The sequence below is a fragment of the Nitrospirillum karajorum genome, from assembly GCF_036348415.1.
Taxonomy (GTDB): Bacteria; Pseudomonadota; Alphaproteobacteria; order Azospirillales; family Azospirillaceae; genus Nitrospirillum; species Nitrospirillum amazonense_B.
Genome location: NZ_JAZBQB010000001.1, coordinates 1,220,857 through 1,243,553, shown reverse-complemented (window position 1 = coordinate 1,243,553; position 22,697 = coordinate 1,220,857). Strand labels below are relative to the sequence as shown.

The 22,697-nt window shown below is 68.1% G+C and carries 16 protein-coding genes; 7 read left to right on the top strand and 9 right to left on the bottom strand.

Annotated elements, in window-relative coordinates; translation table 11 throughout:
- Positions 1 to 16 precede the first annotated feature (16 nt).
- Both UCD39_RS05460 and UCD39_RS05455 read right to left on the bottom strand, forming a co-directional pair.
- The gene (locus UCD39_RS05460) at positions 17 to 2,749 is read right to left on the bottom strand and encodes a TonB-dependent receptor (protein WP_330495045.1); all 2,733 of its coding nucleotides are present in this window, start codon (positions 2,747 to 2,749) and stop codon (positions 17 to 19) included.
- 630 nt (positions 2,750 to 3,379) lie between these two features.
- Positions 3,380 to 6,739, bottom strand: coding sequence for a YhdP family protein (locus tag UCD39_RS05455; RefSeq protein WP_330495044.1), 3,360 nt, complete (start codon positions 6,737 to 6,739; stop codon positions 3,380 to 3,382).
- Between the two features lie 277 nt (positions 6,740 to 7,016).
- Between UCD39_RS05455 and UCD39_RS05450 the strand changes: the two genes are divergently transcribed.
- Both UCD39_RS05450 and bcp read left to right on the top strand, forming a co-directional pair.
- A complete protein-coding gene (locus UCD39_RS05450; RefSeq protein WP_330495043.1) occupies positions 7,017 to 9,992 on the top strand; it encodes a bifunctional [glutamine synthetase] adenylyltransferase/[glutamine synthetase]-adenylyl-L-tyrosine phosphorylase in 2,976 nt (991 codons plus the stop codon).
- Between the two features lie 83 nt (positions 9,993 to 10,075).
- Positions 10,076 to 10,540 carry a thioredoxin-dependent thiol peroxidase gene (bcp, locus tag UCD39_RS05445; RefSeq protein ID WP_330495042.1) on the top strand — a complete coding sequence of 155 codons (465 nt, stop codon included), beginning with the start codon at positions 10,076 to 10,078 and terminating at the stop codon, positions 10,538 to 10,540.
- Positions 10,541 to 10,594: 54 nt separating this feature from the next.
- On the opposite strand, the gene UCD39_RS05440 is transcribed toward bcp, so the two are convergent.
- From UCD39_RS05440 to parA, 5 genes are all read right to left on the bottom strand, one after another.
- The gene (locus UCD39_RS05440) at positions 10,595 to 11,020 is read right to left on the bottom strand and encodes a VOC family protein (RefSeq protein WP_330495041.1); all 426 of its coding nucleotides are present in this window, start codon (positions 11,018 to 11,020) and stop codon (positions 10,595 to 10,597) included.
- Between the two features lie 77 nt (positions 11,021 to 11,097).
- A complete protein-coding gene (locus UCD39_RS05435; protein WP_330495040.1) occupies positions 11,098 to 12,012 on the bottom strand; it encodes a helix-turn-helix domain-containing protein in 915 nt (304 codons plus the stop codon).
- Between the two features lie 72 nt (positions 12,013 to 12,084).
- The gene (locus UCD39_RS05430; RefSeq protein ID WP_330495039.1) at positions 12,085 to 13,377 is read right to left on the bottom strand and encodes a phytanoyl-CoA dioxygenase family protein; all 1,293 of its coding nucleotides are present in this window, start codon (positions 13,375 to 13,377) and stop codon (positions 12,085 to 12,087) included.
- Between the two features lie 30 nt (positions 13,378 to 13,407).
- On the bottom strand, positions 13,408 to 14,670 hold the full coding sequence (locus tag UCD39_RS05425; protein ID WP_330495038.1) for a phytanoyl-CoA dioxygenase family protein: 1,263 nt from the start codon (positions 14,668 to 14,670) through the stop codon (positions 13,408 to 13,410).
- A gap of 150 nt (positions 14,671 to 14,820) precedes the next feature.
- Entirely contained in the window at positions 14,821 to 15,489 is a 669-nt protein-coding gene (gene parA / locus UCD39_RS05420; RefSeq protein ID WP_330495037.1) for a ParA family partition ATPase, read from the bottom strand.
- 210 nt (positions 15,490 to 15,699) lie between these two features.
- On the opposite strand from parA, the gene UCD39_RS05415 reads away from it, so the two are divergent.
- The 4 genes from UCD39_RS05415 (at position 15,700) to UCD39_RS05400 (ending at position 18,741) form a co-directional block, all read left to right on the top strand.
- Positions 15,700 to 16,662 carry an L-threonylcarbamoyladenylate synthase gene (locus UCD39_RS05415; RefSeq protein ID WP_330495494.1) on the top strand — a complete coding sequence of 321 codons (963 nt, stop codon included), beginning with the start codon at positions 15,700 to 15,702 and terminating at the stop codon, positions 16,660 to 16,662.
- Between the two features lie 107 nt (positions 16,663 to 16,769).
- Positions 16,770 to 17,309, top strand: a complete 540-nt coding sequence (locus tag UCD39_RS05410; protein WP_330495036.1) for a DinB family protein — start codon at positions 16,770 to 16,772, stop codon at positions 17,307 to 17,309.
- Positions 17,306 to 17,590 carry a hypothetical protein gene (locus UCD39_RS05405; protein ID WP_330495035.1) on the top strand — a complete coding sequence of 95 codons (285 nt, stop codon included), beginning with the start codon at positions 17,306 to 17,308 and terminating at the stop codon, positions 17,588 to 17,590. The genes UCD39_RS05410 and UCD39_RS05405 overlap by 4 nt, the downstream gene beginning before the upstream one ends.
- Positions 17,551 to 18,741, top strand: a complete 1,191-nt coding sequence (locus UCD39_RS05400; RefSeq protein ID WP_330495034.1) for an FAD-binding oxidoreductase — start codon at positions 17,551 to 17,553, stop codon at positions 18,739 to 18,741. Before UCD39_RS05405 ends, UCD39_RS05400 begins: the two co-directional genes overlap by 40 nt.
- A 519-nt stretch (positions 18,742 to 19,260) precedes the next feature.
- Here UCD39_RS05400 and UCD39_RS05395 read toward each other — a convergent pair.
- Complete coding sequence (locus UCD39_RS05395; RefSeq protein ID WP_330495033.1) at positions 19,261 to 20,358, bottom strand: IS5 family transposase; 1,098 nt, start codon at positions 20,356 to 20,358, stop codon at positions 19,261 to 19,263.
- Between the two features lie 133 nt (positions 20,359 to 20,491).
- On the opposite strand from UCD39_RS05395, the gene UCD39_RS05390 reads away from it, so the two are divergent.
- Positions 20,492 to 21,628, top strand: a complete 1,137-nt coding sequence (locus UCD39_RS05390) for a sensor histidine kinase (RefSeq protein ID WP_330495032.1) — start codon at positions 20,492 to 20,494, stop codon at positions 21,626 to 21,628.
- On the opposite strand, the gene UCD39_RS05385 is transcribed toward UCD39_RS05390, so the two are convergent.
- Positions 21,625 to 22,542 carry a transglycosylase SLT domain-containing protein gene (locus tag UCD39_RS05385; protein ID WP_330495031.1) on the bottom strand — a complete coding sequence of 306 codons (918 nt, stop codon included), beginning with the start codon at positions 22,540 to 22,542 and terminating at the stop codon, positions 21,625 to 21,627. The genes UCD39_RS05390 and UCD39_RS05385 overlap by 4 nt on opposite strands.
- Between the last annotated feature and the right edge of the window lie 155 nt (positions 22,543 to 22,697).

The following is a 22,697-nucleotide window of genomic DNA, read 5'->3' as shown; positions in this document are numbered from 1 at the left end:
AAGGCTTGAAAAATCCTCAGAATTTGTAGCGGACGCCGATATCGTAGCGTGCGCCATAGTCGTACCAACCGCGCAGCTGGTTGGAGTAGCGGGCGGTCGTCACGTATTTCTCATCGGTGATGTTCGTCCCCTCGAACAGGATCTGCACACCGTCCATGATCTCGTACGAGATGCTGGTGTCCACCTGGCCATAAGGCATCACGAACAACGGCTCGCCACCATATCCTTGGGAAATCGATGACAGGAAGCCGCCGCGGTGGTTGTAGGCGATGCGGGCGGACAGTCCGTATTTCTCATAGAACAGCGTGGCGTTCTGGGAATTGCTGAGGCCGACGATGGCGAACCGCACATTGGGCGACATGTTGCCGAACGTGCGGTCGGTGGTCACGAAGGTGGCATTGAGCTGAACGCCGAAACCATCGAAGGGATGTGGCATCCAGTCGAAGGTGTGGACCAGGTTCACCTCCGCCCCCTGCACGTTCACCTTGCCCAGGTTGTGCGGGCGCGCGGCGGCGAAGCTGGCCGTGTGGGGGCCGGTGATGAAGCCGCCCACCGGCAGGTTGCCGGAATTGGCGATGGTGACGGTCTCGGTCTCGATGGTCGTGACGATGTAGTCCTTGATGTCCTTGTTGAACAAGGCGCCGGACAGCATGGTCGTCTGGGTCGGATACCATTCCACCGAGATGTCGAAGTTGGTGGACTTGTAGGGCTTCAGGTCCGGATTGCCGCCGCTCAGTTCCATGTCCGCCGGGCGGAGCACATCATAGGACGTGACCGGACGCAGATCCCCCAGGTTGGGCCGGGTCAGGGTCTGCGACCCGGCCAGGCGCACCACCGTATCCGACGTGGGCTTGAGCGTCAGGTTGAAGTCTGGAAGGAAGGAATAATAGCGATGGCTGGCCGAGACGGGCACGTACTGGCCGTTGTTCTGATAGACAGCGTTGTAGATGGTGGGATCGTTGGTGACCGGCAGCAGATCGACCAGAGCCCGTGACTGGGACCCGGCGCTCATGTCCGTGACCACGTAGCGGGCCCCCAGGTTCAGCAGCCAGTCGACACCATAGAGCTTGCCCTTGAAATCGGTCTCGGCGTAGGCCGCGTAGACCTTTTCCTGAACGAAGTCGGCGGGATTGGCCACGGAATTGAAGCCGTTGCCCTGCGACTGCGATTGCAGGTTGGCGGCCGAGGTTCCGGGGGCCAGGTTCTGGGCGGCATCGAGCGCCGAAAGTGCCGCCGGGCTGCTGAGATAGGCCAAATAGGCGTTGGGATCGTATGCCAGGAACGACGTCGGCAGGTTGCCGCCCAGGCCCTTGACGGTGAAGGTGGACAACAGCGACGACGGCGTCAGGGTGGGATAGCCGCAGTAGAGGCAATTGACGTTCAACGTGCCGGCACTGAACGTGGTGCGCTTGCGGTCGGTGTACCCGAAGCCCCCGCGCAGGGCATGGAACAAACCGTAGTCAGGGGTCCAGTCGAGGTCGAGCTTGGTTTCGGTGACCCGGTCGACCACGTCATTGCCGGAACGCTGCGCCAGGTGGGTGTAGGCGCCATTGGTATTGGTGGTCGCGCCCGGCGTGAAGCCGAAAACCGAGGGTAATTCGCCCACCGGCCCCTCGGTGAAGCTGTAGGTCGTGGGCACGCCGGTCACGGTGAAGAAGCTCTTACCCGCGCCATCGTTGTGCGCCCGCGACGCCGTCGCATCCAGAACCACATGCAGCGTGTCGGTGGCCTGCCAATCGGCGTTGAGGCCGCCTTCATAGGTGGACGTGTCGCGCAGGCTCGACTGATTGATCATGTCGGCATGACCAGAGGTGGTCAGCGACGTGACGGTGCGATTGGAATTGATGGTGGCGGCGGTGTACTGGGACGGTTCGAACCACAAGCCCAGGGACTTGTTGTCGGCGTCGTCCTTGAAATGGTCATACAGGCCGTCGACCGTGATGGTCAGGTCGCTGTTGGGCTTGAACTGGCCGACCAAGGTGGCGCCCAGCCGCTCACGATGGTCCAGGGAATTGTTGACGTTGATGTTTCGCGGCGCATAGACGTCCTGATACAGCGGGGCGGACGAAGGTCCGACGGCGACGTTGGGCAGATAGCCGTCGCTGGTCACGCTGTTGATGGACGGGCTGCGCTTTTGATAGGACACCGAGGCCAGCACGCCCAGTTTGTCCTGGGCGAAGGTGTCGCTGAGCAGGGCGAACGCCTGCGGCTGCTTGTCATCCCCCGCCGTCTCGAAATTCTCTTTGAGCGCGACGACCCCGTGGGGCCCCGGCAGGTCGAAGGGCCGGGCCGTATGCAGGTTGATGGTGGCGCCAATGGCGCCCTCCTGGACACGGGCGACGGAGGTTTTGTAGGTGTCGGCCCCGCTGATCAATTCAGCCGGCAGCAGGTCGAAGGAGAAATCCCGCCCATAACTGTCATTGGCCAAGGTGCGGCCATTGAACAGTACGGTATTGAACTGCGGACCCAGTCCACGAACCGTGACTTTCTGGCCTTCGCCGCTGCTGCGGTCGATGGAAATGCCGGGCACGCGCTGCAGGGACTCGGCCACGTTGGCGTCGGGGAACTTGCCCAAATCCTCCTGGGCGATGGAATCCATGATCAGGTCGGCATCCCGCTTGCGCTCCGCGGCACTGGCGATGCTCTTGCGAATGCCGGAAACCACGATCTCCTGCATGTCGCTGTTGGTGTCGGCAGCGCTGACGCCCTGGGGATCGTCCGCCGCCTGCGCGCCGGCGCCCACCGCCATGCTGAACGCCGTGCCCAGAGCCAGGACACAAACTGATTTTAAAAGGCCCTCTTTGCGCTCCCAGCGCCGAGTCTTATTCACAGCCACTTCTTACCCTCCCTATTTATTTTCAGATTCTTGAATAGAAGGCAGCACGAATTCATGTCGTTTATGGGCATACCCACGAACGAGATTGTTTTCGTCGTTGTCTAAGGCAACTACGAATCAGCCATCATCAAGCATACGAAAAGCTTATTCAGCTTTTCATTTCCGGAAATCGAAAACCTGATCGAGAAGAATATTTGCACACAAGGCTATCAACCCGTTTGATAGCCGCCGACCATTGGAATGGGTCCGACATGACGCCGGATACCATCAGGCCATTTAATGCCATTTCTCGACATGGCATTACCCTCCCCGCTTGTCGCCGTTTTTGAATCATGCGGCTTATTCGTAATCTTACTTATATGATTAATGAGCCCACGACGCAATACCCTTAGGGGCATTATCGCGATCATAGACACTAATGCGTTGAAACTTCGCCACTATCGTGCGATTCAGCCCACCGGGAAACCGTTCCAGCGGTGAAGCATTCAGGGTCGGAAAGCACTCCCGTAGAGCATTGAAATCCTGGCTCGCAGGCCAGGGCCGTCACTTCGGCCCTTCGCCACCGGAGGAAGCCCCACCGGCCTTGCCCGAACCTTTGCGGGGCGCGGGCTTGGCCTCCGGCTTGCCGTCCTCATCAGTGGGGGAAAGGAAGAACAGGTTGCGCAGGAAGCCAGGCGCCAGCACGGCCAGCGGATTCACCGACACATCCAGGTCATCCAGCGGGCCCTTCACCCGATAGGTCGCCGACAGCAGCCCCTGCCCTTCCCCACCCGTCAGCAGGTCGCCCACGATGGGGATGGCCCCCAGCAGCTTGTTCAGGGTGCTGAAGGGCACGATGGTGCCCTGGAGGTCGGCCATGCTCTTGCTGAGGTTGATCTCACCTTCCATGGTCAGGCCGATGGCGGCGCCCGAGGTGCGCACGTCGTGGAAGGTGACGCCGGTCTCGGTCCAATGGAACCCGCCCTCCAGCTTGCTGAAGGTGATGGGGGCGCCGCTCATGAAGTCGGAAAAGCCCTGGAAACTGGCGGCGGAAAGCAGGCGCGCCATCACCGGCGCCTCCACCACCTGGTAATCGGTGACGTCCAGGGTGCCGTCCACCACCTCGTGCGGGTCGCCGGGCAGGCTGTGGCCCTTGACCACCAGCTTGCCCCCCCGCAGATGGTCCAGCACGTCCAGCTGTTGCAAGGCGGCGCCGGCGTCGTCGGAGGTGATGGTGAGGGCCATGGCGTTGCCATCGGGTACATAGCGCAGGGACAGGTGACCGGCGTTGTCCTTGCCGACGCGGCTGTCCAGCGCGACGGAACGCCAACTGCGGCCCCGCCGGGCGAACTGGCCCTTGCTGGCGCCAATCTCACGCCCGCCGTTGGCCGTCACCACCTTATCGAAGTTGAAGTCGATATCCAGCGGCGGGCGGGCATCCAGCGCCTTCAGCTCCGCCTCGGTCGGCGCCCGGGGCGAACCGCCGGCATTGCCCCCGCCGCCGCCATTGCCCCCGCCACTGGCGGAGCGGCGGAACGGCCGAGCGTCCAGCGAGGGACCGGCCGCCTTGATCCTCATGCCGCCGGCATCATCCATGTCCACCGTCATCGCGGCGTCGGTGCGCCCCTGGCGATAGCGGTCGACCGCGATGTGGCGGATGGAAAAATCGTGCTTCAGGTCCAGGCTGCCCGACGCCTCCATCCCGTCCGACTTCAGCTGGAAGCGGGTGATATGCAGGGGGCGCCCCTGGTCGAACCCCACCTCGACATGGGCCGACGCCGGCGTGCCCGGCACCTTGCGCCAATCCATCAGCGCGACGGCCAGCGCGGACCGGGTCAGGTCCAGGTCGGCCAGGATGGATTCGGCGTGCTGGGCGTCACGGGTGTAGACCATGCTGACCCCCATGGGCCCGCGTACCCAATCAGGAAAGTCCAGATGGAACAACTGGCGGTCGCGGTCGGTGGCCGTGGCCTGCAGGGCGACACGGGTGCCGATGGGCGCCTCTTCCGGGAAGTTCTCGCGCCACAGGATACGCGCCGGCATGCCGTTCAGCCTGGCGGTGCCGTTGGTGTCCATGCCCTTGTTGTCCAGCACCAGGGTCAGGTCGCCCTCGGACGCCTTGATGTCGGCCACGATGTTATCGGCCGCCACGCTCTTCAGGTGCGCCTGCACGCCCAGTTTCACCTGGTCCATCTTGAGCGTGGCGACCAAGGGGAAGTCGAAGCGCAGGGTCATGTCGGCGGTGCCGGCCACGGCGGACGGCACCAGGCCCACCTTCTTGGCATAGCCCAGCGGCGGGGTGTCGATCACGGTGAGGGCGGAGGAGATGGGGCCGCTGACGGGCAGGGTCATTTCCATCTTCTGCGCCGTCTTGTCCAGGCCGGTGATGTCCAGGCGCGACGTGCCTAGGGCGAGGTCCAGCAGCCGGCCCTGAGTCAGCTCGATGCCCAGGTGGCCACCGTCGAAGGTGGCGGTGCCGCCGACATCCTTCACCTTGGGCAAACCGTCCATATAGTTCACGGTCGCGCCGGAAAAGGCGAAGGTCGCGGCCATACGGGTGGGAACCAGGTCCGACAGGCCGGCCGGCGCGCTGCCCTCCAGCGTGAAGGCGACCTTGTCGAAGGCGCCATCCGACAGGTTCTGCAGAATCCAGGCGCGCGGCTTGGGCAGGGCATCCAGGGGCCACAGGGCGTCCAGCGCGTTCAGCGGCACGGCCTTGACCTCGGCGTTCAGCCCCACCCGGTAACTGCCGTCATCGCGCTTCGCGGCCTTGCCCGTCAACGCGATGGTGGACCCTGGGATCGCGCCATTGGGGGCCGTCCCACTGGTGGCCGGCAGGGTCAGGTTCAGATGGTTGAGGGTCAGCCCCTCCGGCTCCAGCCGTGCCTGCAGGTCCAGGTTCGCCACCGCCAGCGGCGCCTTCAACCGGCCAGGCAGGGTGACGGTGCCCGCCGTGCCGCTGAGCGCCACGTCGAAGATGCGGGGGGAGAAGTCGGCGGCGAGTTCCAGGGTGATCGTGCCGGCCAAGGGCATGTCGATGCCGCCCACCGCCGCCAGCACGCCGTCCGACGCGCGGGTGACATGGGCCAGGTCCGCCGGACTGACGCCGGAGAAATGGCCGACGGCGCTGATGGTGCCATCGGCCAGGCGATAGCCCAGGTCAGCCGCCAGTTGGGTCATGTGCCCGCCCAAATCGACCATGAGCTGGGCGTTGCCGGTGATGCCCTGGCGGTCACGCGTGAGCACGACATCGGCCCGGGGAGCGGACCAGACCAGGCCCAGTTGCCGGTTGTCCACCGACAGCCGCGCCTCCGACACCACCAGCTTGGTCAAGGCGCCGAGGGGTTCCAAGGGGTCGGGCGGCCGCTTCAGGGCCGCGATCAGGTCGGCCATGAAGTCGTTGCCGTCGTCGGTGTCGTCATCCGACAACAGCGCCAGACGGAAGCGACCGTCAACCTCGCGGATGGCGTTCAGGCGGGGGCGGACCAGCACGATGCGGGTGGGCGCCAGGCGCCCGTGCAGCAGGGCCGGCACCGACAGCGCAATGCGGAATTCCGGCAATGTCGCCACCGTGGCGCCGCCCGTGCCGGTCAGCACCACGTCATCGGCCATGATTTCCACCGTGGCGCCCTTGGCCGCCTTGGCCAAGGCCACCTTGTGGACCGAGATATGGACGGTGCCGCCCTCGTTCACCGCCTGCTCAAGATAGGGCGCGAACCACGAGATGGGCATGGGCCCACGGCTGAGGCGCCAGGACAACAGGCCAGCGGTCAGCAGCACCACCAGCAGCAGGCCGGCCACCAGTTCCAGGATCACCAGGGCCGTGTGTCCCACCACGCCGCGCCGCTTGCGCGGCGGCCGGGGTGCCTTAGGCAGCGGATCGGGCACCTCCGGCGGGCGCCGGCCGGGCACGCGCAGCCCCACGGGCTCCGTCCCGACTGGCGTCCCAGTCGGGGCGCCAGCCGGCGCCTCGGCGGGGGGAAGGGGCGGCGTGGGACGAGGCAAAGGTTCAGACTTCCAGCATGGCTTGACCCGGTCGGCGGCCCGCGGGCACTCTGCCCCCGTTGACCCTTCCAACCGCGAACGGCGAACAGCGAACGGACCCCGCCCGCCACCACCGTCCCGCCCAGCAACATAGGGCGCGATGGACGGGTTACACGGGGGCAAGGTCCGATTCCTGGCATAGCCCGGCCAGACATCCATGTTCAATGCGAAATCCCTACCCCAGGCGGCAGATACCGAACTTCTGGCCCGCGGGCTGGAGTCCTGGCACCGGCGGGCGGAGGACTCCGGCGATCCGGAGCTGACGGAATTCGCCAGCACCTACGCGGTGGACGAGGCGGGCGGGGCCCTGCTGCGGGCAGTCCTGGGCAACAGCCCCTTCCTGGGCCAGGCCCTGCTGAAGGAACAGGCGTTCTTCCGGCAGGTGGCCACACAGGGCTTCGACGCCACCTTCATGGAGATGCTGGAGGGGCTTTGGGGGGATGTGGGGGGCGCCACCACCACTGACCACCTGATGAAGGCGTTGCGCGTGGCCAAGCGCCGCGCCGCCCTGCTGATCGCCGCCGCCGACATATCGTGCGCGTGGACGCTGGAGCAAGTGACGGGCGCGTTAAGCCAACTGGCGGAAACGGCGTTGCGGCTGACGGCGCGCCACCTGCTGCGCCAACTGGCGGCCAAGGGGGAAATCCGCCTGCCCGACGCGGAGAACGACCCCGAGGCCGGCAGCGGCCTGATCGTCCTGGCCATGGGCAAGTTCGGGGCGCTGGAGCTGAACTATTCCAGCGATATCGACCTGATCGTCCTCTATGACGACGGCGTGGTCCAGGCCCGCGACCCGGATGAGATGACCCGCACCTTCGTGCGGCTGGCGCGCGAGCTGGTGCGCATCATGGAGGAGCGGACGGTGGACGGGTATGTCTTCCGCACCGACCTGCGTCTGCGCCCCGACCCCGGCGCCACACCGCTGGCCGTTTCCGTCTCCGCCGCCGAGGCGTATTACGGCAGCCTGGGCCAAAACTGGGAACGGGCGGCCATGATCAAGGCGCGGCCCGTGGCGGGCGACCGCAAGGCCGGCCAGGATTTCATGGGCCTGATCCGCCACTTCGTCTGGCGCCGCAGCCTGGACTTCGCCGCCATCCAGGACATCCATTCCATCAAGCGCCAGATCGGCGCCCACAAGGGCCATCGCGACAAGGCGGTGAACGGCCACGACATCAAGCTGGGGCGCGGCGGCATTCGCGAGATCGAGTTTTTCGCCCAGACCCAGCAGCTGATCTATGGCGGGCGCGACGCCCATCTGCGCATCCCCGCCACCATGATGGCGCTGGACGCGCTGGTCGCGGCCGGACGGGTCAGCGAAGCGGCGGCGGAGGATTTGAAGGCGGCCTACCGCTTCCTGCGCCGGGTGGAGCATCGGGTGCAGATGGTGGACGACCAGCAGACCCACAAGCTGCCGGTGGATGACGCCGGCGTGGCCGCCATCGCCACCTTCCTGGGCTATACCGACGCCGACAGCTTCCGCACCGAGCTGCTGGCCACCCTGGGCCGGGTGGAGGACCGCTACGCCGCCCTGTTCGAGGAGGCGCCGCCCCTGTCCGGCCCCGGCAACCTGGTCTTCACCGGGACGGAGGACGACCCCGACACCATCACCACCCTGCGGTCCCTGGGCTTTCAGAACCCGTCGGCCGTGGCCGCGCAAATCCGCGCATGGCACCACGGTCGCTATCGCGCCACCCGCAGCACCCGCGCCCGGGAGCTGCTAACGGAGCTGGTGCCCAGCCTGCTGGCGGCCCTGGGCGGCACGGCGCAGCCGGACCAAGCCTTCCTGAAGTTCGATGAGTTCCTGAACCGCCTGCCCGCCGGGGTGCAGCTGTTCAGCCTGTTCTACGCCAACCCCAAGCTGCTGGAGCTGGTGGCCCTGATCATGGGCACAGCGCCCCGCCTGGCCGACAGCCTGTCGCGACGCCCATCGCAATTGGACGCCGTGCTGACGCCCGGCTTCTTCGACCATCTGCCGGACGCCCAAGAATTGCGCGAGGGGCTGTCCCGCCTGCTGGCCGACGCCCACCACTTCGAGGAGGTGCTGGACCTGACGCGGCGCTGGACCAGTGACCAGCGCCTGCGCGCCGGCATCCAGATCCTGCGCCACCTGACCGATGGCGACCAGTGCGGCCCCTTCCTGACCGAGGTGGCGGAAACCGCGCTGGCGGTCCTGCATGGACGGGTGGAGGCAGAGTATAGGCCCCGCCATGGTTGTTTCGTGTCCGGAACGGATGAGGGGGCCGGCATGGCCATCCTGGGCATGGGCCGCCTGGGCGCCGGTTCGCTGTCCCTGGGGTCGGATCTGGACCTGATCACGGTCTATCAGGTGCCGGAGGGGGCGGACCTATCCAATGGGCCCAAGCCGCTGTCGCCCAGCGAGTATTACATCCGCCTGACCCAGCGCCTGATCAACGCCATCACCGCCCCCACGGCGGAGGGCGCGTTGTATGAGGTGGACATGCGGCTGCGCCCGTCCGGCAACAAGGGGCCCCTGGCCGTCAGCCTGGACGCCTTCATCCGATACCAGCGGGAAAGCGCCTGGACCTGGGAACACATGGCGCTGACCCGCGCCCGGGTGCTGACCGGCCCGCCGGCCCTGCGGGCACAACTGACCGAGGCCATCCGCGCCGTGCTGGTGCAACGGCGCGATCCGGACAAGCTGCTGGCCGATGTGGCCGACATGCGCGCCCGCATGGACCGGGAGCACCACACCAAGGACCCCTGGTCGGTGAAGCATGTGCGTGGCGGCATGGTCGACATCCAGTTCCTGGTGCAGTACCTGACCCTGCGCCACGCCGCCGACCATCCCGGCATCCTGGACCCCAACACCACCGGCGCCCTGGCCCGCCTGCGCGACGCCGGGCTGCTGGACGCGGCGGACGCCGACGCCATGATCGACATCCACCGCCTGTGGCGCCGGGTGCAGGCCTTCCTGCGCCTGACGGTGGCGGGCGAGGTCAAGGTGGCGGAGGCGCCCCCCGCCCTGCGCCTGGCCCTGGCGGAAGCCGTGGGCGACGGCCTTGACTTCGACGCGGCGGAGGCAAAGATCCGGGCCGCGGCGGCCCAGGCCCACGCCCTGTTCCGGAAGGTGGTGGAGGAACCCGCCGCCCGCCTGCCGGCGCCGGCCCCTTGATCCAACCGACAGGCTGGAGCGTACCTGGTCCTGTCGCAAACCTTGGCCCGAACCCAGGCCCGAACCCAGGAAGGAAAAGCACCATGGCCGTTGAGGTCGGAACCCCCGCCCCGGACTTCACCATGCCCACCGATGGTGGCGGCAGCATCACCCTGTCGTCCCTGAAAGGCCGTCCGGTGGTGCTGTACTTCTACCCCAAGGATGATACTAGCGGCTGCACGGCCGAGGCCTGCGGCTTCGGTGAATCCCTGCCGCACTTCGAGAAGGTGGACGCCACCATCATTGGCGTGTCCAAGGACAGCGTGGCCAGCCACGACAAATTCAAGAAGAAGTACAACCTGCCCTTCACCCTGGCGTCCGACGCCGACAGCGACGTGTGCGAACGCTATGGCGTGTGGGTGGAAAAGAACATGTACGGCCGGACGTACTTCGGCATCGAACGCGCCACCTTCCTGATCGACAAGGACGGCCAGGTGGCCAAGGTGTGGCGCAAGGTCAAGGTGCCCGGCCATGTCGACGCCGTGCTGGCGGCGGTGCAGGCGCTTTAAACAGGGGTAAGACGGCGGGTCGGAAGCCCGCCGCTGATGATTGGCGCCCCCTCCTCAAAGCGGCGCCCAGGGATCGTAGGTACCGAAGCTCCAGCTGTTTCCCTCCGGATCGCGGGCGTGGTAGCCGCGGCCGGGGTAGCCTTCATTGTCGTGCGGCGGGGTCACGATCTCGGCCCCGGCGGCGCGGGCGCGGTCGTGATGGGCGTCCAAATCGTCAACGACGATGTAGACGCAGGCTGTGACGCCCCCCGCCTCCGCCGCCGTTTTCCAGCGATAGGCGTCGGTGGACGGCCCCGGCCGGGCTGATCCCAGCATGACCATGCCGTCGCCCAGCGTCAGCTGCGCGTGATGGATGAGGCTGGGGTCCTGGTCGTCGGCATAAACGGCATGGCGCCGGAAGCCGAAGGCGGCGCACAGGAAGTCGATGGCGGCCGGCGCGTCCTGATAGCGCAGGCAGGGGATCAAGGAAGGGGTGGGCATGGGGCTCGGTCTCCTGTCAGGCGGCGAGGATGCCGCTGCCCCGACCCTAGGGCCGGACGGCGCGGCCTGGATTGGATCTAATTTACCTTCTCGATCCTGGCCTCCCCCATTCCGGCCTCCACCAGGCCGCCGCCGTCCGGCAGGGACTGGGCCAGGTATTGCCCTGGCGTCAACCCGGCGAACTCCCGAAACTCCCGGATCATGTGCGACTGGTCGCAATAGCCGGCGTCGATGGCGATGCCGGCCCAGCCGCCGCTGGCCTCATCCGGCGGGGCCGCCCCCAGCCGCTTGGTTAGCGCCTCGAAACGCAGCAGGCGCCGGTAGGTGCGCGGCCCCACGCCCAGCGCGTCCTTCACGCGGGCGGCGAGGTGCTTGGCGCTCCACCCGATCTCGTGCGCGATGTCGGCGATGTCCAGGTCGGGCCGGTCGCGCAGCAGGGTCAGCGCGTGCATCTGCGCCCGCGGCAGGCCCGGCAGGGCGGCGAAGCGGCGGCTCAGCGCCTCATCCAGGATGGCCATGCGTCCGGCCCCGTCCGGCGCCTCCGCCAACGCCTGGCCCAGCCGCGTCCCCGCCGGACCCAGCACGGCATCCAGGGGCACCACGCGGTCCACCACCTCCGTCAACGGGCAGCCCAGCAGGCGCCGCAGGCTGGAGAGCGGCAGGAAGATATGCATCCCCGCCTGGGTGCCGCCCGACCGGGACAGCGCCGGCGCCAGGTGGGCGCCGGCCACGAAGCCCTCCCCGGCACGCACGGTGATCGGTCGCCCGTCGCCGCCGACGATGCCGATCGGTTCCGCCAGATTGACGATCAGGACGGCCTGGGCGTGGGGCAGTTCCCGGCGGGTGGTGAAGCTGGTGCGTTCGCGGTAATCGGCATAACCGTCCAGCAGGCCGGACAGGGCCGGCGGCGGCGCCAGATTGGCCACATGCCAAGCGTCCCGCAGGCCGTCATGGCGGCGGACGGACACAAGACGGGAGGATGGGACGGTCATGGGCGGCCCCTGACGGCGCGGCTGACCGTGAGATTGGCACAGATCGGACCGGCTGGGGAGGCCCGCGCGCGCCTACTTCAACGGATAGTCGAACACGGCATAGTGCCCGCCATGGTCGAACCGCCGGTTGGGCATGTCGGGGCGGTGGTTCACGCCGGTGTAGTGACCGATCAGCGACCGCCGTTCCACCCCCGGGCGGTTCGGCGCCGAGCCCCGGTGCATCAACCGGCCATGCCAGATCAGCACGTCGCCCTTCTCCCCCAGGAAGCGGCGCGTCTCCACCCCCTGGGCCGCGATCTCCGCCTCGATGGCGGGCGTGACGTAGCGCTGCGTCAAGTGCGGCCAGGAGGCGCTGCCGGTGGTGCCGGTGACACGGTCGCGTTCCGCCGCGGTCATGAACTGCCGCACCCTCTCCCCCTGCAGCAGGGGCCAGCGGTGGGAACCCGGGACGTATTCGAACGGCCCGGAATCCGGGTCGATACGGTCCAGGGCGATCCACACGGCGGCGTACCAGCCGTTGACGAAGGGCGGGCTGAGATATTCGTCCTGGTGCCAGTTGCGCTCCGTCGAGGCCCAGCCGGTGAGGTTGAGATGCAGCATCATCTCCTCCCCGATCAGGCTGTTCATGATGGTCATCAGCGGCGGATGCAGGCAGATGCGCCGCAACTCCTCCACCTGCATGTAGGGAGTGGGGGTGATCCAGCCCAGCGCCCGGTCCACCTGCTCGCGCCGCTTGATGTAGGGATCCAGCAGGTCGTCGCCGAGGAAGCCCTTGAGCAGGACGACACCCTCGCGCCGCCACTGCCGCTGTTCGGGGGTCAGCGCGGCCTCATCCACCACCGGCTGGTCCAGGGGCGGCAGGCCCTCGGGGTCGGGATGGTCACTCAGCATGGAAAAGCGGATGCCGCCGCTGGCGTCCGGCGGCGTGCCGTAGCACAGGGCGCCCAGGGGCGGCCGGTCACCCAGCGTGCGGGCCAAGGCCAGCAGCGCGGGCGCCAGCGCCTGGGCATCCGGCACCTCCTCCGCCTCGGCCACGAACAGCCAGTAGACGGGGCCGCAGCCATTGGGGAAGGGTGGGACGGTGACGCGGTCACAGCGCAGATCGCCGTCGAACAGACCATCCGGGGTGCGCGACACCAGCGGCCCCTGGCGCGCCTGGCCGGTCGCCTCATCGACCAGCAGGGCGTGCAGCTTCCGGTCTGGCCGGCCAGACCGGATGTCGCCCGGCACCTCCACAACCTCCAGGTTGGCCACCCGCGTCACCACCCGCTCCACGATCAGCAGCGGCGGCAGCGACGGCGCCGGTGGCGGGGCGACGGGTGCGGCGGCCGGCCGGCGGCCGAGGAGGCGGGACAGGAAGGTCATGGGAAAAGCCGGCTCATCAGAGGAAGAGGGTCACAGCAGGGGCGTGTGGAACACGGCGTAGTGTCCGCCGCCCTCGAACCGGCGCTCCGGCATGTCGGGACGGTGGTTCACGCCGGTATAGTGCGCGATCAGGGACCGCCGCTCCAGACCCTGCTGCCGCGCGGGGGAGCCGCGATGCATCAGGCGGCCGTGCCAGATCAGCACATCGCCCTTTTCCGCCAGGAAGGCCCGCTTTTCGACACCGCGCCGGGCGATTTCCGCCTCCACGATGGGCGCGACATAGGATTGGGTGATGCTGGGCCAGGCGTCATAGCCGCTGTCGGTGACCGCGCTGAGGCGCCGTTCGTCGCCGGTCATGAACTGGCGCACCTTGTCGCCGCGCAGCAACGGCCAGCGGTGCGAACCGGGGATGTATTCGAAGGGACCGGCGTCTGGGTGGATGCGGTCCAACGCGATCCACACGGCGGCGTACCAGCTGTTGACGAAGGGTGGGCTCAGATACTCGTCCTGATGCCAATCACGCTCGGTCGAGATCCAGCCGGTGAGGTTGAGGTGCAGCAGCATCTCCTCCCCCACCAGGCTGTTCAGCACGCCCATAAGGGGCGGATGCAGGCAGATGCGCCGCAATTCCTCCACCTGCATATAGGGGGTGGGGGACCGCCAGCCGCCCGCCCGGCCCAACTGTTCGCGGCGGGCTATATAGGGGTCCAGCAGCTCATCGGACAGGAAGCCCTTGAGGATGGCCACCCCCTCCTCCCGCCACTGCCGCTGTTCGGGGGTCAGCGCGCCGTCATCCACCACCGGCTGGTCCAGGGGCGGCAGGGTGGCCGGCGGCGGCTCATCACTGATCATGGCGAAGCTGAGCCTGGCCCGGTCCAGGGCGGGGCCTTCACAGCCCACCGCCAGCGGCGGCCGCGCCCCCAGGCCCGCCGCCAGCGCCCGCAAGGCCGGAAGCAGCGGCGCGGGATCGGCACCGTCCAGCGGCGCCACCACGAACAGCCAGAAGGCGGGGCCCATTCCTTCGGGGAAGGCGGCGAAGGCGACGCGGTCGATGCCGGGGGTCGCCTGGACCACGTCGCCCACGCGCACCTGGGTGCCCGCCGCATCCATCACCAGGGCCTGCAGCGGCGCCCCATCCCGCGTGGCCCGCAGGTCACCGGGGATGGTGATGGCATTCAGCCCATGGACAAAGGCGTTGAACGGCTCGGCGATCACCACGTCAGGCAGGATCGGCGACGCCGCCGTCCCGGTCACCGGCGCACGGCGCGAAAACAGGCGCGACAGAATTTGCATTGGTTCCCAACCCCACCCCAGCGCCGCCACGCCCCCCGAGACGGCGACATCGGGTATACACCGCCCCGCGCGCCGGCCGCAATGCAGGCACCCCAGGGGCAGGCACCCCAGGGGCAGGCACCCCAGGGGTAGGCACCCGGAAGGGGTGCGTCAGGCGCTGGCGCTGCGGGTGCCGGCCGTCAGGGTGCCGCCCAGGCGGGCCAGGATCTCCCCGGCCAGGGCCGCGATCTCTTCCGATCCCTTGGCGCGGCGGTCAGTTTCCTGCAACGACAGGCCGTCCATCATGGCACCAGCAAAGCCCACGCGGTTGCCGATCACCGCCTCCGCCATGGGCACGCCCAGGCCCGCCACCGCCTCCGTCAACCGGTCGGCCAGCTTGGCGCGGGGCGGCACGCGGTTCAGCGTCACCAGCACCGGCCGCTTTTCCGTCTTCGCCATGTCCAGCGTCGGGCGGGTGGCCCACAGGTCCATGGGGCTGGGCTGCACCGGCACCACCACCAGGTCGGCCACGCGCACGGCGATGCGCGCCTCCGTCTCGGCATGCGGGGGGCTGTCCACCACCACCACGTCATGTTCCCGCGCCAGGCGCTCCACCTCTTTCTGGGTGCGCCAGCCGTTGATCTGCATGTGGGTCAGGCCGGGATCGTCCAGCGCCTGCGCGCGCAGGCCGAACCAGGCGGTCAGGCTGCCCTGGGGGTCGATGTCCACCACCGCCACCCGCATCCCGGCCAGAGACCAGGCCACCGCCAGCTGGATGGCCAGCGTGGTCTTGCCCGCCCCGCCCTTCTGCTGCGCGATGGTGACGACGTGACCCGCCATGATGGTTCCCCCTTCAAGGAATGACCGTGGTCGGCAGTGTGGACCCCGCCGCGATGGCGGGCAAGGGTGCAGCGCACAATCGGCGATGCCTCAAAAGGGTGGGGGCGGCCCTGCGACCGGCGGCCTTGGACCGGGCGGGCCGGTGGGCTAGATAGGGGGAGACATCCTTCACCTGGTGCCGGCCCCGTGACCCAACACCCTGCCCCCGACATGTCCCCGCCCACGCCTGAGGCGCTGGCCCGCGCGTCCCAGGCGCTGGCCGCCGGCAAGCTGGTGGCCTTCCCGACGGAGACGGTCTATGGCCTGGGGGGCGACGCCGGCAACGACCAGGCAGTGGCCGACATCTTCGCCGCCAAGGGCCGCCCCAGCTTCAACCCCCTGATCGTCCATCTGCCCGATGTCGCGGCGGTGGAACGCTATGCCGTGATGGATGAGCGGGCGCACCAGATGGCCGACCTGTATTGGCCGGGTCCCTTGACCCTGGTGCTGCCCCGCAAGAAAGACGCCGCCCTGTCGCTGCTGGTCAGCGCCGGGCTGGACACGGTGGCGGTGCGGGTGCCGCGCCACCCCACCGCCCGCGCCCTGCTGCAGGCCAGCGGTCGCCCCATCGCGGCGCCCAGCGCCAACCGGTCCGGCCATGTCAGTCCCACCGCCCCCATTCATGTGCGGGAGGAGTTTCCCGAGAGCGGCGGGGGCCGGCTGGCGATGATCCTGGCGGATGGTCGCTGCCCGGTGGGGGTGGAGTCCACCGTGCTGGACCTGTCGGGCGAGCATCCCGTGCTGCTGCGTCCCGGCTCCATCACGCCGGAGGAGATCGAGGCCGTCCTGGGCCCCGTTCAGCGCGCCGCCACTCCCGGAACCGGGATCAAGGCGCCGGGCATGCTGGAAAGCCACTACGCCCCCGGCCTGCCCGTGCGCCTGAACGCACTGAACGCCGCGAAGAATGAAGCGCTGCTGGGCTTCGGCCCCGATCGCTTCGTCCTGGGCGGGGCGGAGCGGCTGAACCTGTCCCCCACCGGCGACCTGAACGAGGCCGCCGCCAACCTGTTCGCCATGCTGCGCCGGCTGGACAAGCCCGGCCTCAGCGGCATCGCGGTCATGACCATCCCGGATGTGGGCCTGGGCCTGGCCATCAATGATCGCCTGCGCCGCGCGGCGGCACCGCGCCCCTGACATCGGCCCTCATGACCGGAACCGGTGGACGGGCGGCGCGTTAGCACTTGATCCCACGGGCCGGGACCGGACACTCTGGCGCCCCGCCCCGGAGTTGAGGCCGCCTTATGACAGAGCCCCGGTATATCGCCCTGATGGCCCGCTACAATGCCTGGATGAACGCCAAGGTGATCGAGGCGGCGGGCAAGCTGCCGGCGGAGGCCCTGGCCGCCGACCGGGGGGCGTTCTTCCGCTCCATCCTGGGCACGCTGAACCATTTGATGGTGGCGGACCTTCTCTGGCTGCGGCGCTTCCGCACCCACCCCGCCGGCTATACCACCCTGGACCCGGTGATGGACTTGGCCCTGCCGTCGCGGCTGGACGAGGCGCTGTACCAGGATCTGGCCAGCCTGGCGGCCGACCGCCGGGTGATCGACACGGCGATCACGCAGTGGGCGGCCAGCGTGCGCGCCTGTGACATGAACCACGTCCTGGCCTATACCAACAGTGCGGGCGTTGCCTGCGCCCGCCGCTTCGGCGACCTGACCGTGCAATTCTTCAACCACCAAACCCATCATCGCGGCCAGGTGACCACCCTGCTGACCCAGGCCGGCCAGGACGTGGGCGTCACGGATCTGGCGGCCCTGATTCCGGATGAAGCCCCATGAGCACCCCCGCCCCCCAGACCGTCCAAGCCTGCCTGGCCGCGCTGGCCGACCTGCTGGGGCCCGCTGGCGTCATCACCGGGGCGGAGGCGCAGGCCCCCTACCTGACCGAGGCGCGCGGCAACGCCGTCAGCACGCCGCTGGCGGTGGTGCGCCCGGGTACGGTGGAGGAGGTGGCGGCCGTGGTGCGCCTGACGGCGGCGGCCGGCATCGCCCTGGTGCCCCAGGGGGCAACACCGGCCTGGTGGGCGGGGCGCTGGCGGCGGCGGGCACCGTGCTGCTGAACCTGGGCCGCCTGAACCGCATCCGCGAGGTGGACGCGCTGGACCATACCATGACGGTGGAGGCGGGCGTCATTCTGGCCACGGCGCAGCAGGCGGCGAACGACGTCGACCTGATGTTCCCCCTGAGCCTGGGTGCCGAGGGCAGTTGCACGATTGGCGGCAACCTGTCGACCAACGCCGGCGGCATCCTGACCCTGCGCTACGGCAACGCCCGCGCCCAGGTGCTGGGGCTGGAGGTGGTGCTGCCGGACGGCCAGATCTGGAACGGCCTGCGCCGCCTGCGCAAGGACAACACCGGCTATGACCTGAAGCACCTGTTCCTGGGGGCGGAGGGCACGCTGGGCATCATCACCGCCGCTACCCTGTCGCTGGTGCCCCGACCGCGGCAGATGGAAACGGCCCTGGTGGCCGTGCCGGACGTGACCGCCGCCCTGCGCCTGCTGAAGCGGCTGCGCCAGGCCAGCGGCGACGCCGTGTCGGCCTTCGAGATCATGCCGCGCTTCGCCATCGATGGCGCCGCCCGCTACCTGGGCGAACACAACGACCCGCTGTCGGAGCCGTCACCCTGGTACATCCTGACGGAATTGACGGCGGGTACGCCCGGCGACGCCCTGCGCGAAACGGTGGAAGGCGCCCTGGCAGAGGCCCTGGAGGCGGGGGAGGCAACGGACGCCACCCTGGCCGCCAGCGGCGACCAGCGCCAGAAGCTGTGGCGCCTGCGCGAGGGCCTGCCGGAGATCGGACGCAAGGTGGGCGGCGCCCTGCACCATGATGTGGCCGTGCCCGTCAGCCGCGTGCCCCAGTTCATCGAGCGGGCGAACCGCGCGGTGGCCGACCTTTGCCCCGGCGCCCGCCCCTACCCTTTCGGCCATCTGGGCGACGGCAACATCCACTATAATATCGCCCGGCCCGACAGCGACGACCCGACCGAGCGCGCCGCCTTCCTGGCACTGGGGCCCCGTATCATGCGGGCCGTCCATGACGTGGTGCTGGACCTGGACGGATCGATCAGCGCCGAGCACGGCATCGGCAGCAAGAAGCGCGACGAATTGGCCCGCGCCCGCTCCCCTCTGGAAATCACCCTGATGACGGAGTTGAAGCGCCTGCTGGACCCGCGTGACCTGATGAATCCGGGGAAAATCTTACCCTAATTGGCAGGTTTCGCTGCCCCGGCCAGCGCCAGGGCATAGGCCCGCACTGACCTTTGGCATCAATTGACGGCGACTCGGCCGCCATGAGACGCTTCCACCTGAGATAGTGGAGCCGGTGACGCCGCCGCATTGCCCGGTGGCCCACCCCAGCGAAGGGAGGGAGCCCATGCCTGGCAAGACCTCGACCCCCACCGGCACCGCGCCCTCCCCCTGGCCCTTTACCGGCGCCTAGTGCGCGGAACGCCAGGGATCCCATCCCAGGCCGACGCGCTGGCGGATGCTGATGGCGTCCTGCATGTGCGCCCCCAGATGGCCGGCGGCGCCTGTGCCGGGCAGATGATGGCCGGCCGGTGCGATGACCCGGCGCTGGTTCATTTCTAACAGGGTGCGGAAGAATGGAGCGTTAAGGCCCCTTTCCCCATGAGCCAAGCCGATTGAAGGCTTGATCGAGGGGCTACGGGCCGCTTTTGCGGCCATCTTCCCCGGCTTCCGCCGTTTGCAGGCGGAATCCGGGCATGGTCAGGCCGCCACCATCAGCTTGGGCAGTCTGACGAGGTTGTAGGCGGCGGCGGTCAACATGAAGGCCCAGCCGACGCGATCGGTTCCCTTGTGGCGCGTCTTGCGCAAGGTGCCGGTGGTCTTGATCCAGCCGAAGACCTCCTCAATACGCTTGCGGATACGCAAGGACACGCCATAGCCGGGGTGGCGGGTGGTGCGTCCATCAATGGCGGACGTGCGCCGCGCCCCGGTCTTGGTCAGGTGATCATTCCGGGCGATATGCGGCGTCACCTTGCGGGCACGGAGTTCCCGGACGAACTCACGCGCATCAAAGGCCTTGTCGGCGCCCAAGGTGATCCGCCGCGTCGGCTTCAGCCCGTCGACCAATGCCAACGCCGCCTCGCGTTCGGCGGTGCCGGTCGCTTGGGTCAGCGTCGCACCAACCACCAGGCCGTTGCGGTTCTCCATCAGCACATGCCCCATGTAGGCTAGGCGCGATGGCTGGCCATTGCTCTTGCGGTACAGTTTGGCTTCAGGGTCGGTGGTGGACGCGTGGGTCTGGTTGGAGCGCTTCTCCCCGTGGAAGTCGCGCTCCCCGTTGCGACCGGGGCCCGGCGGGTCGCCACCGCCATCCTTGGGCCGGAAGCTCTTGATCGACGCCCAGGCCTCGATCAGCGTGCCATCCACCGAGAAGTGGTCGTCCGACAGCAAGTTCCGGCCTCGCGCCTGGGCCACCACCGCCCCCAGGAACTTCGCCGCGACGTCGCCTCCAAGAAGCCGCTCACGGTTCTTGGTGAACACCGTCACGTCCCACACCGGGGCGTCCATCGCCAACCCGACAAACCAGCGGAACAGCAGATTGTAGTCCATCTGCTCCATCAGTTGTCGCTCCGACCGGACCGAATAGAAGGCCTGGAGCAGCAGCGCCCGCAGCAGTTTCTCCGGCGGGATCGAAGGACGACCCACCTTCGCGTACATCGCCTCAAAGTCCGGCGACAAAACCTCCAGCGCCTCGTCACAGATCGCCCGGATCGCCCGAAGCGGATGCCTTGGCGGAACACGCGCTTCGCAACTCACGTACGAAAACAAGCCTTCCGTCCGAATGTCTCCGCCACGCATCCCATCCTCCTCAGCGTCATGAGGAAGCGAATCACGACAGGAACTCAGACGGAAGGGTTTTTCCGCATCCTGCTAAGGCGATATACCGTCGAATGTAGTGCGGTTGGCCGAGGCGGCGCTATGATCCGCCGCCATGACGCCCTTGCTCACCACCCTCCTGGCCTTGCGGCAACGCCCCGCCCCCCTGCGCTATGCCGGGGCGGCACTGATGGTGATCCTGTCGTTCGGGCTGCGCATGGCGCTGGACGAGCTGCTGGACGGCTATCCCGTCCTGCAGTTCTTTCCCGCCCTGGTGCTGGGCACCCTATGCTTCGGCGTGGGGCCTGGCCTGGTGTCCGTGGCCCTGAGCACGGTGCTGGCCCTGCCTTTCATCGCCCCGGCGAACGATGGCCTGAGCACGGTGCTGGCCCTGCCCTTCATCGCCCCGGCGGACGATGACCTGACATGGGCGCAGCAGTTGGCCACCCTGCCGGACCGGCTGGCGGCCCTGCCGCCTAAGGCATGGGCGGGTCCCGGCCTATTCGTCATCATCGGCCTGGTGGTGGTCGCCATCATCGCCGCACTGCACCGCGCCCTGGACACCCTGGCGGCGGGGGAGCAGCAGCAGGCCATGCTGTTGCGCGAGATCTACCACCGCATCCGCAATGACCTGCAATCGGTCTCCAGCCTGCTGATGGTGGCGGAAAGCCGCGCGGGCGGGGCGGAGGCCGCGGAACTGGCCAAGGCCGGGGAACGCGTGCGCGTGCTGGGGCTGGTGTATTCCAGCCTGCAGCGACTGCAGCGCGAACCCTTCGTGCCGGCCCGCAGCCTGCTGGAGCAGTTGGTGGAGAACCTGGCCGCGGCCCATGCCACCGGCCGGCCCATCACCTTCACCGTGGAGGTGGAGGACGTGCAGTTGCCGCAACGCGCCGCAGTCACCCTGGGCCTGGCCGCCAATGAGCTGCTGACCAATGCGTTGAAGTACGCCTTCCCCGATGGCCGTGCCGGCACCGTCGCCGTGCGCCTGGCGACGGAGGGGGAGCAATGGGTGCTGCGCGTGGCAGATGACGGCGTGGGGCTGGGCACCCCGTCCAACGACAAGGACCCGGCAACAAGCGCCGGGTCGGCAGAAGATTCCGGCACCGGGGTGCGGCCGCCCGCCGGCCTGGGGCGCCTGCTGCTGCAACAATTGGCGCGGCAATGCGGCGGCCAGTCGGGTCAGTCCAGCGATGGTGGCGTGAAGGCGTGGATGGCCATACCGTCGACGCCAGAAACCTATGGTTCGGTTTAGGCGCTGGCCATGTAGGCCGCGGCCATGTTGGGGGCGCGGTTGATCGTCATGCGCTGTTCCTGCTGGCTGTAGCCGTCCTTGTTGTCCTGGTCGTCATCCTCGGTGGGGGCGGCCAAGGCGTTCAGCATCATGATGGTGTAGGTGGACAGCGGCATCTTGGATGAGCTGGCGCCCCGCGCCATGTCCCACGGCTGCGACGTGCTGTCGGCCGCCTGCACGGTGCCCAGGGTGGTGGACCCGGCATATTTGTCCGCGCTGGTGCCGCCCGTGCCGTCGAACTTCTTGGCGAAGCGGTCATAGACCTGGCCCAGGGACAGGGCCTTGCCGTTGTTGTCATAGAAGACGGCGTCGTTGGCGTCCGCCGCGTCCGGCACGACGGTATCCGCCGCCTGGTTGGGGTTTTTCTTCAGCGCGTTCAGGAACTTGGCAGCGCCGCCGGCACCCAGGAAATGGGCCAGGTAAAGCTCGGTCCCGCCGATGGTGCCGCCCACCTGCTGCTGCAGGGTGGTCTTGTTGTCCTGCGCCAGCTGGGCCGCCATCATGGCCGAGGTGGTGGCGTCCTTGCGCAGGTCGAGAATCTTTTGCCGGGTGGCCGGGTCGGAGACGTAGGCGCTGCCGTCGCTGCGGGTCTTGATGGCGCTGGCGTACTGGCCCAGGCCAACCTCCGCGCCATGCTGCTGCACCATGTTCAGCCATGTGGAGTCGGTGAACTGATACAGGCCGGTGGCGCTGCTGGTGCTGGCCTTGGCGTTGGTATCGTAGCCGCTTTCCACTGACGCCTGCTTCAGCAGATAGGAAAAATCTACCCCGGCCTTGGTGCTGGCCTGCTGCACCGCCGCCACGATCCTGGCGGGGGCGGAGGACGCCAAACCCTGTGCTGCAGTCAACTGCGTGGTGGACAGTGCGCTGTTCACGACCGGACCTCACTTACCTGGAAAACGACCGGCCGACGGGGCCGATCCGATGTTGGCCCAAAAGGAAAGCAAGGGCCGTGCCAGACACCGGGAACGGGATGAAATTTCACCGGCCCTTGCCCGGTCGCCGCCGTCCCGGCAGGATGACACCCGCG

Coding starts and splice junctions, on each gene's coding strand:
- UCD39_RS05450 (WP_330495043.1), top strand. CDS start 7,017: ATGTTCAATGCGAAATCCCTACCCCAGGCGGCAGATACCGAACTTCTG.
- bcp (WP_330495042.1), top strand. CDS start 10,076: ATGGCCGTTGAGGTCGGAACCCCCGCCCCGGACTTCACCATGCCCACC.
- UCD39_RS05430 (WP_330495039.1), bottom strand. CDS start 13,377: ATGACCTTCCTGTCCCGCCTCCTCGGCCGCCGGCCGGCCGCCGCACCC.
- UCD39_RS05440 (WP_330495041.1), bottom strand. CDS start 11,020: ATGCCCACCCCTTCCTTGATCCCCTGCCTGCGCTATCAGGACGCGCCG.
- UCD39_RS05435 (WP_330495040.1), bottom strand. CDS start 12,012: ATGACCGTCCCATCCTCCCGTCTTGTGTCCGTCCGCCGCCATGACGGC.
- UCD39_RS05390 (WP_330495032.1), top strand. CDS start 20,492: ATGACGCCCTTGCTCACCACCCTCCTGGCCTTGCGGCAACGCCCCGCC.
- UCD39_RS05415 (WP_330495494.1), top strand. CDS start 15,700: ATGTCCCCGCCCACGCCTGAGGCGCTGGCCCGCGCGTCCCAGGCGCTG.
- parA (WP_330495037.1), bottom strand. CDS start 15,489: ATGGCGGGTCACGTCGTCACCATCGCGCAGCAGAAGGGCGGGGCGGGC.
- UCD39_RS05410 (WP_330495036.1), top strand. CDS start 16,770: ATGACAGAGCCCCGGTATATCGCCCTGATGGCCCGCTACAATGCCTGG.
- UCD39_RS05395 (WP_330495033.1), bottom strand. CDS start 20,358: ATGCGTGGCGGAGACATTCGGACGGAAGGCTTGTTTTCGTACGTGAGT.
- UCD39_RS05405 (WP_330495035.1), top strand. CDS start 17,306: ATGAGCACCCCCGCCCCCCAGACCGTCCAAGCCTGCCTGGCCGCGCTG.
- UCD39_RS05425 (WP_330495038.1), bottom strand. CDS start 14,670: ATGCAAATTCTGTCGCGCCTGTTTTCGCGCCGTGCGCCGGTGACCGGG.
- UCD39_RS05460 (WP_330495045.1), bottom strand. CDS start 2,749: ATGGCGGTGGGCGCCGGCGCGCAGGCGGCGGACGATCCCCAGGGCGTC.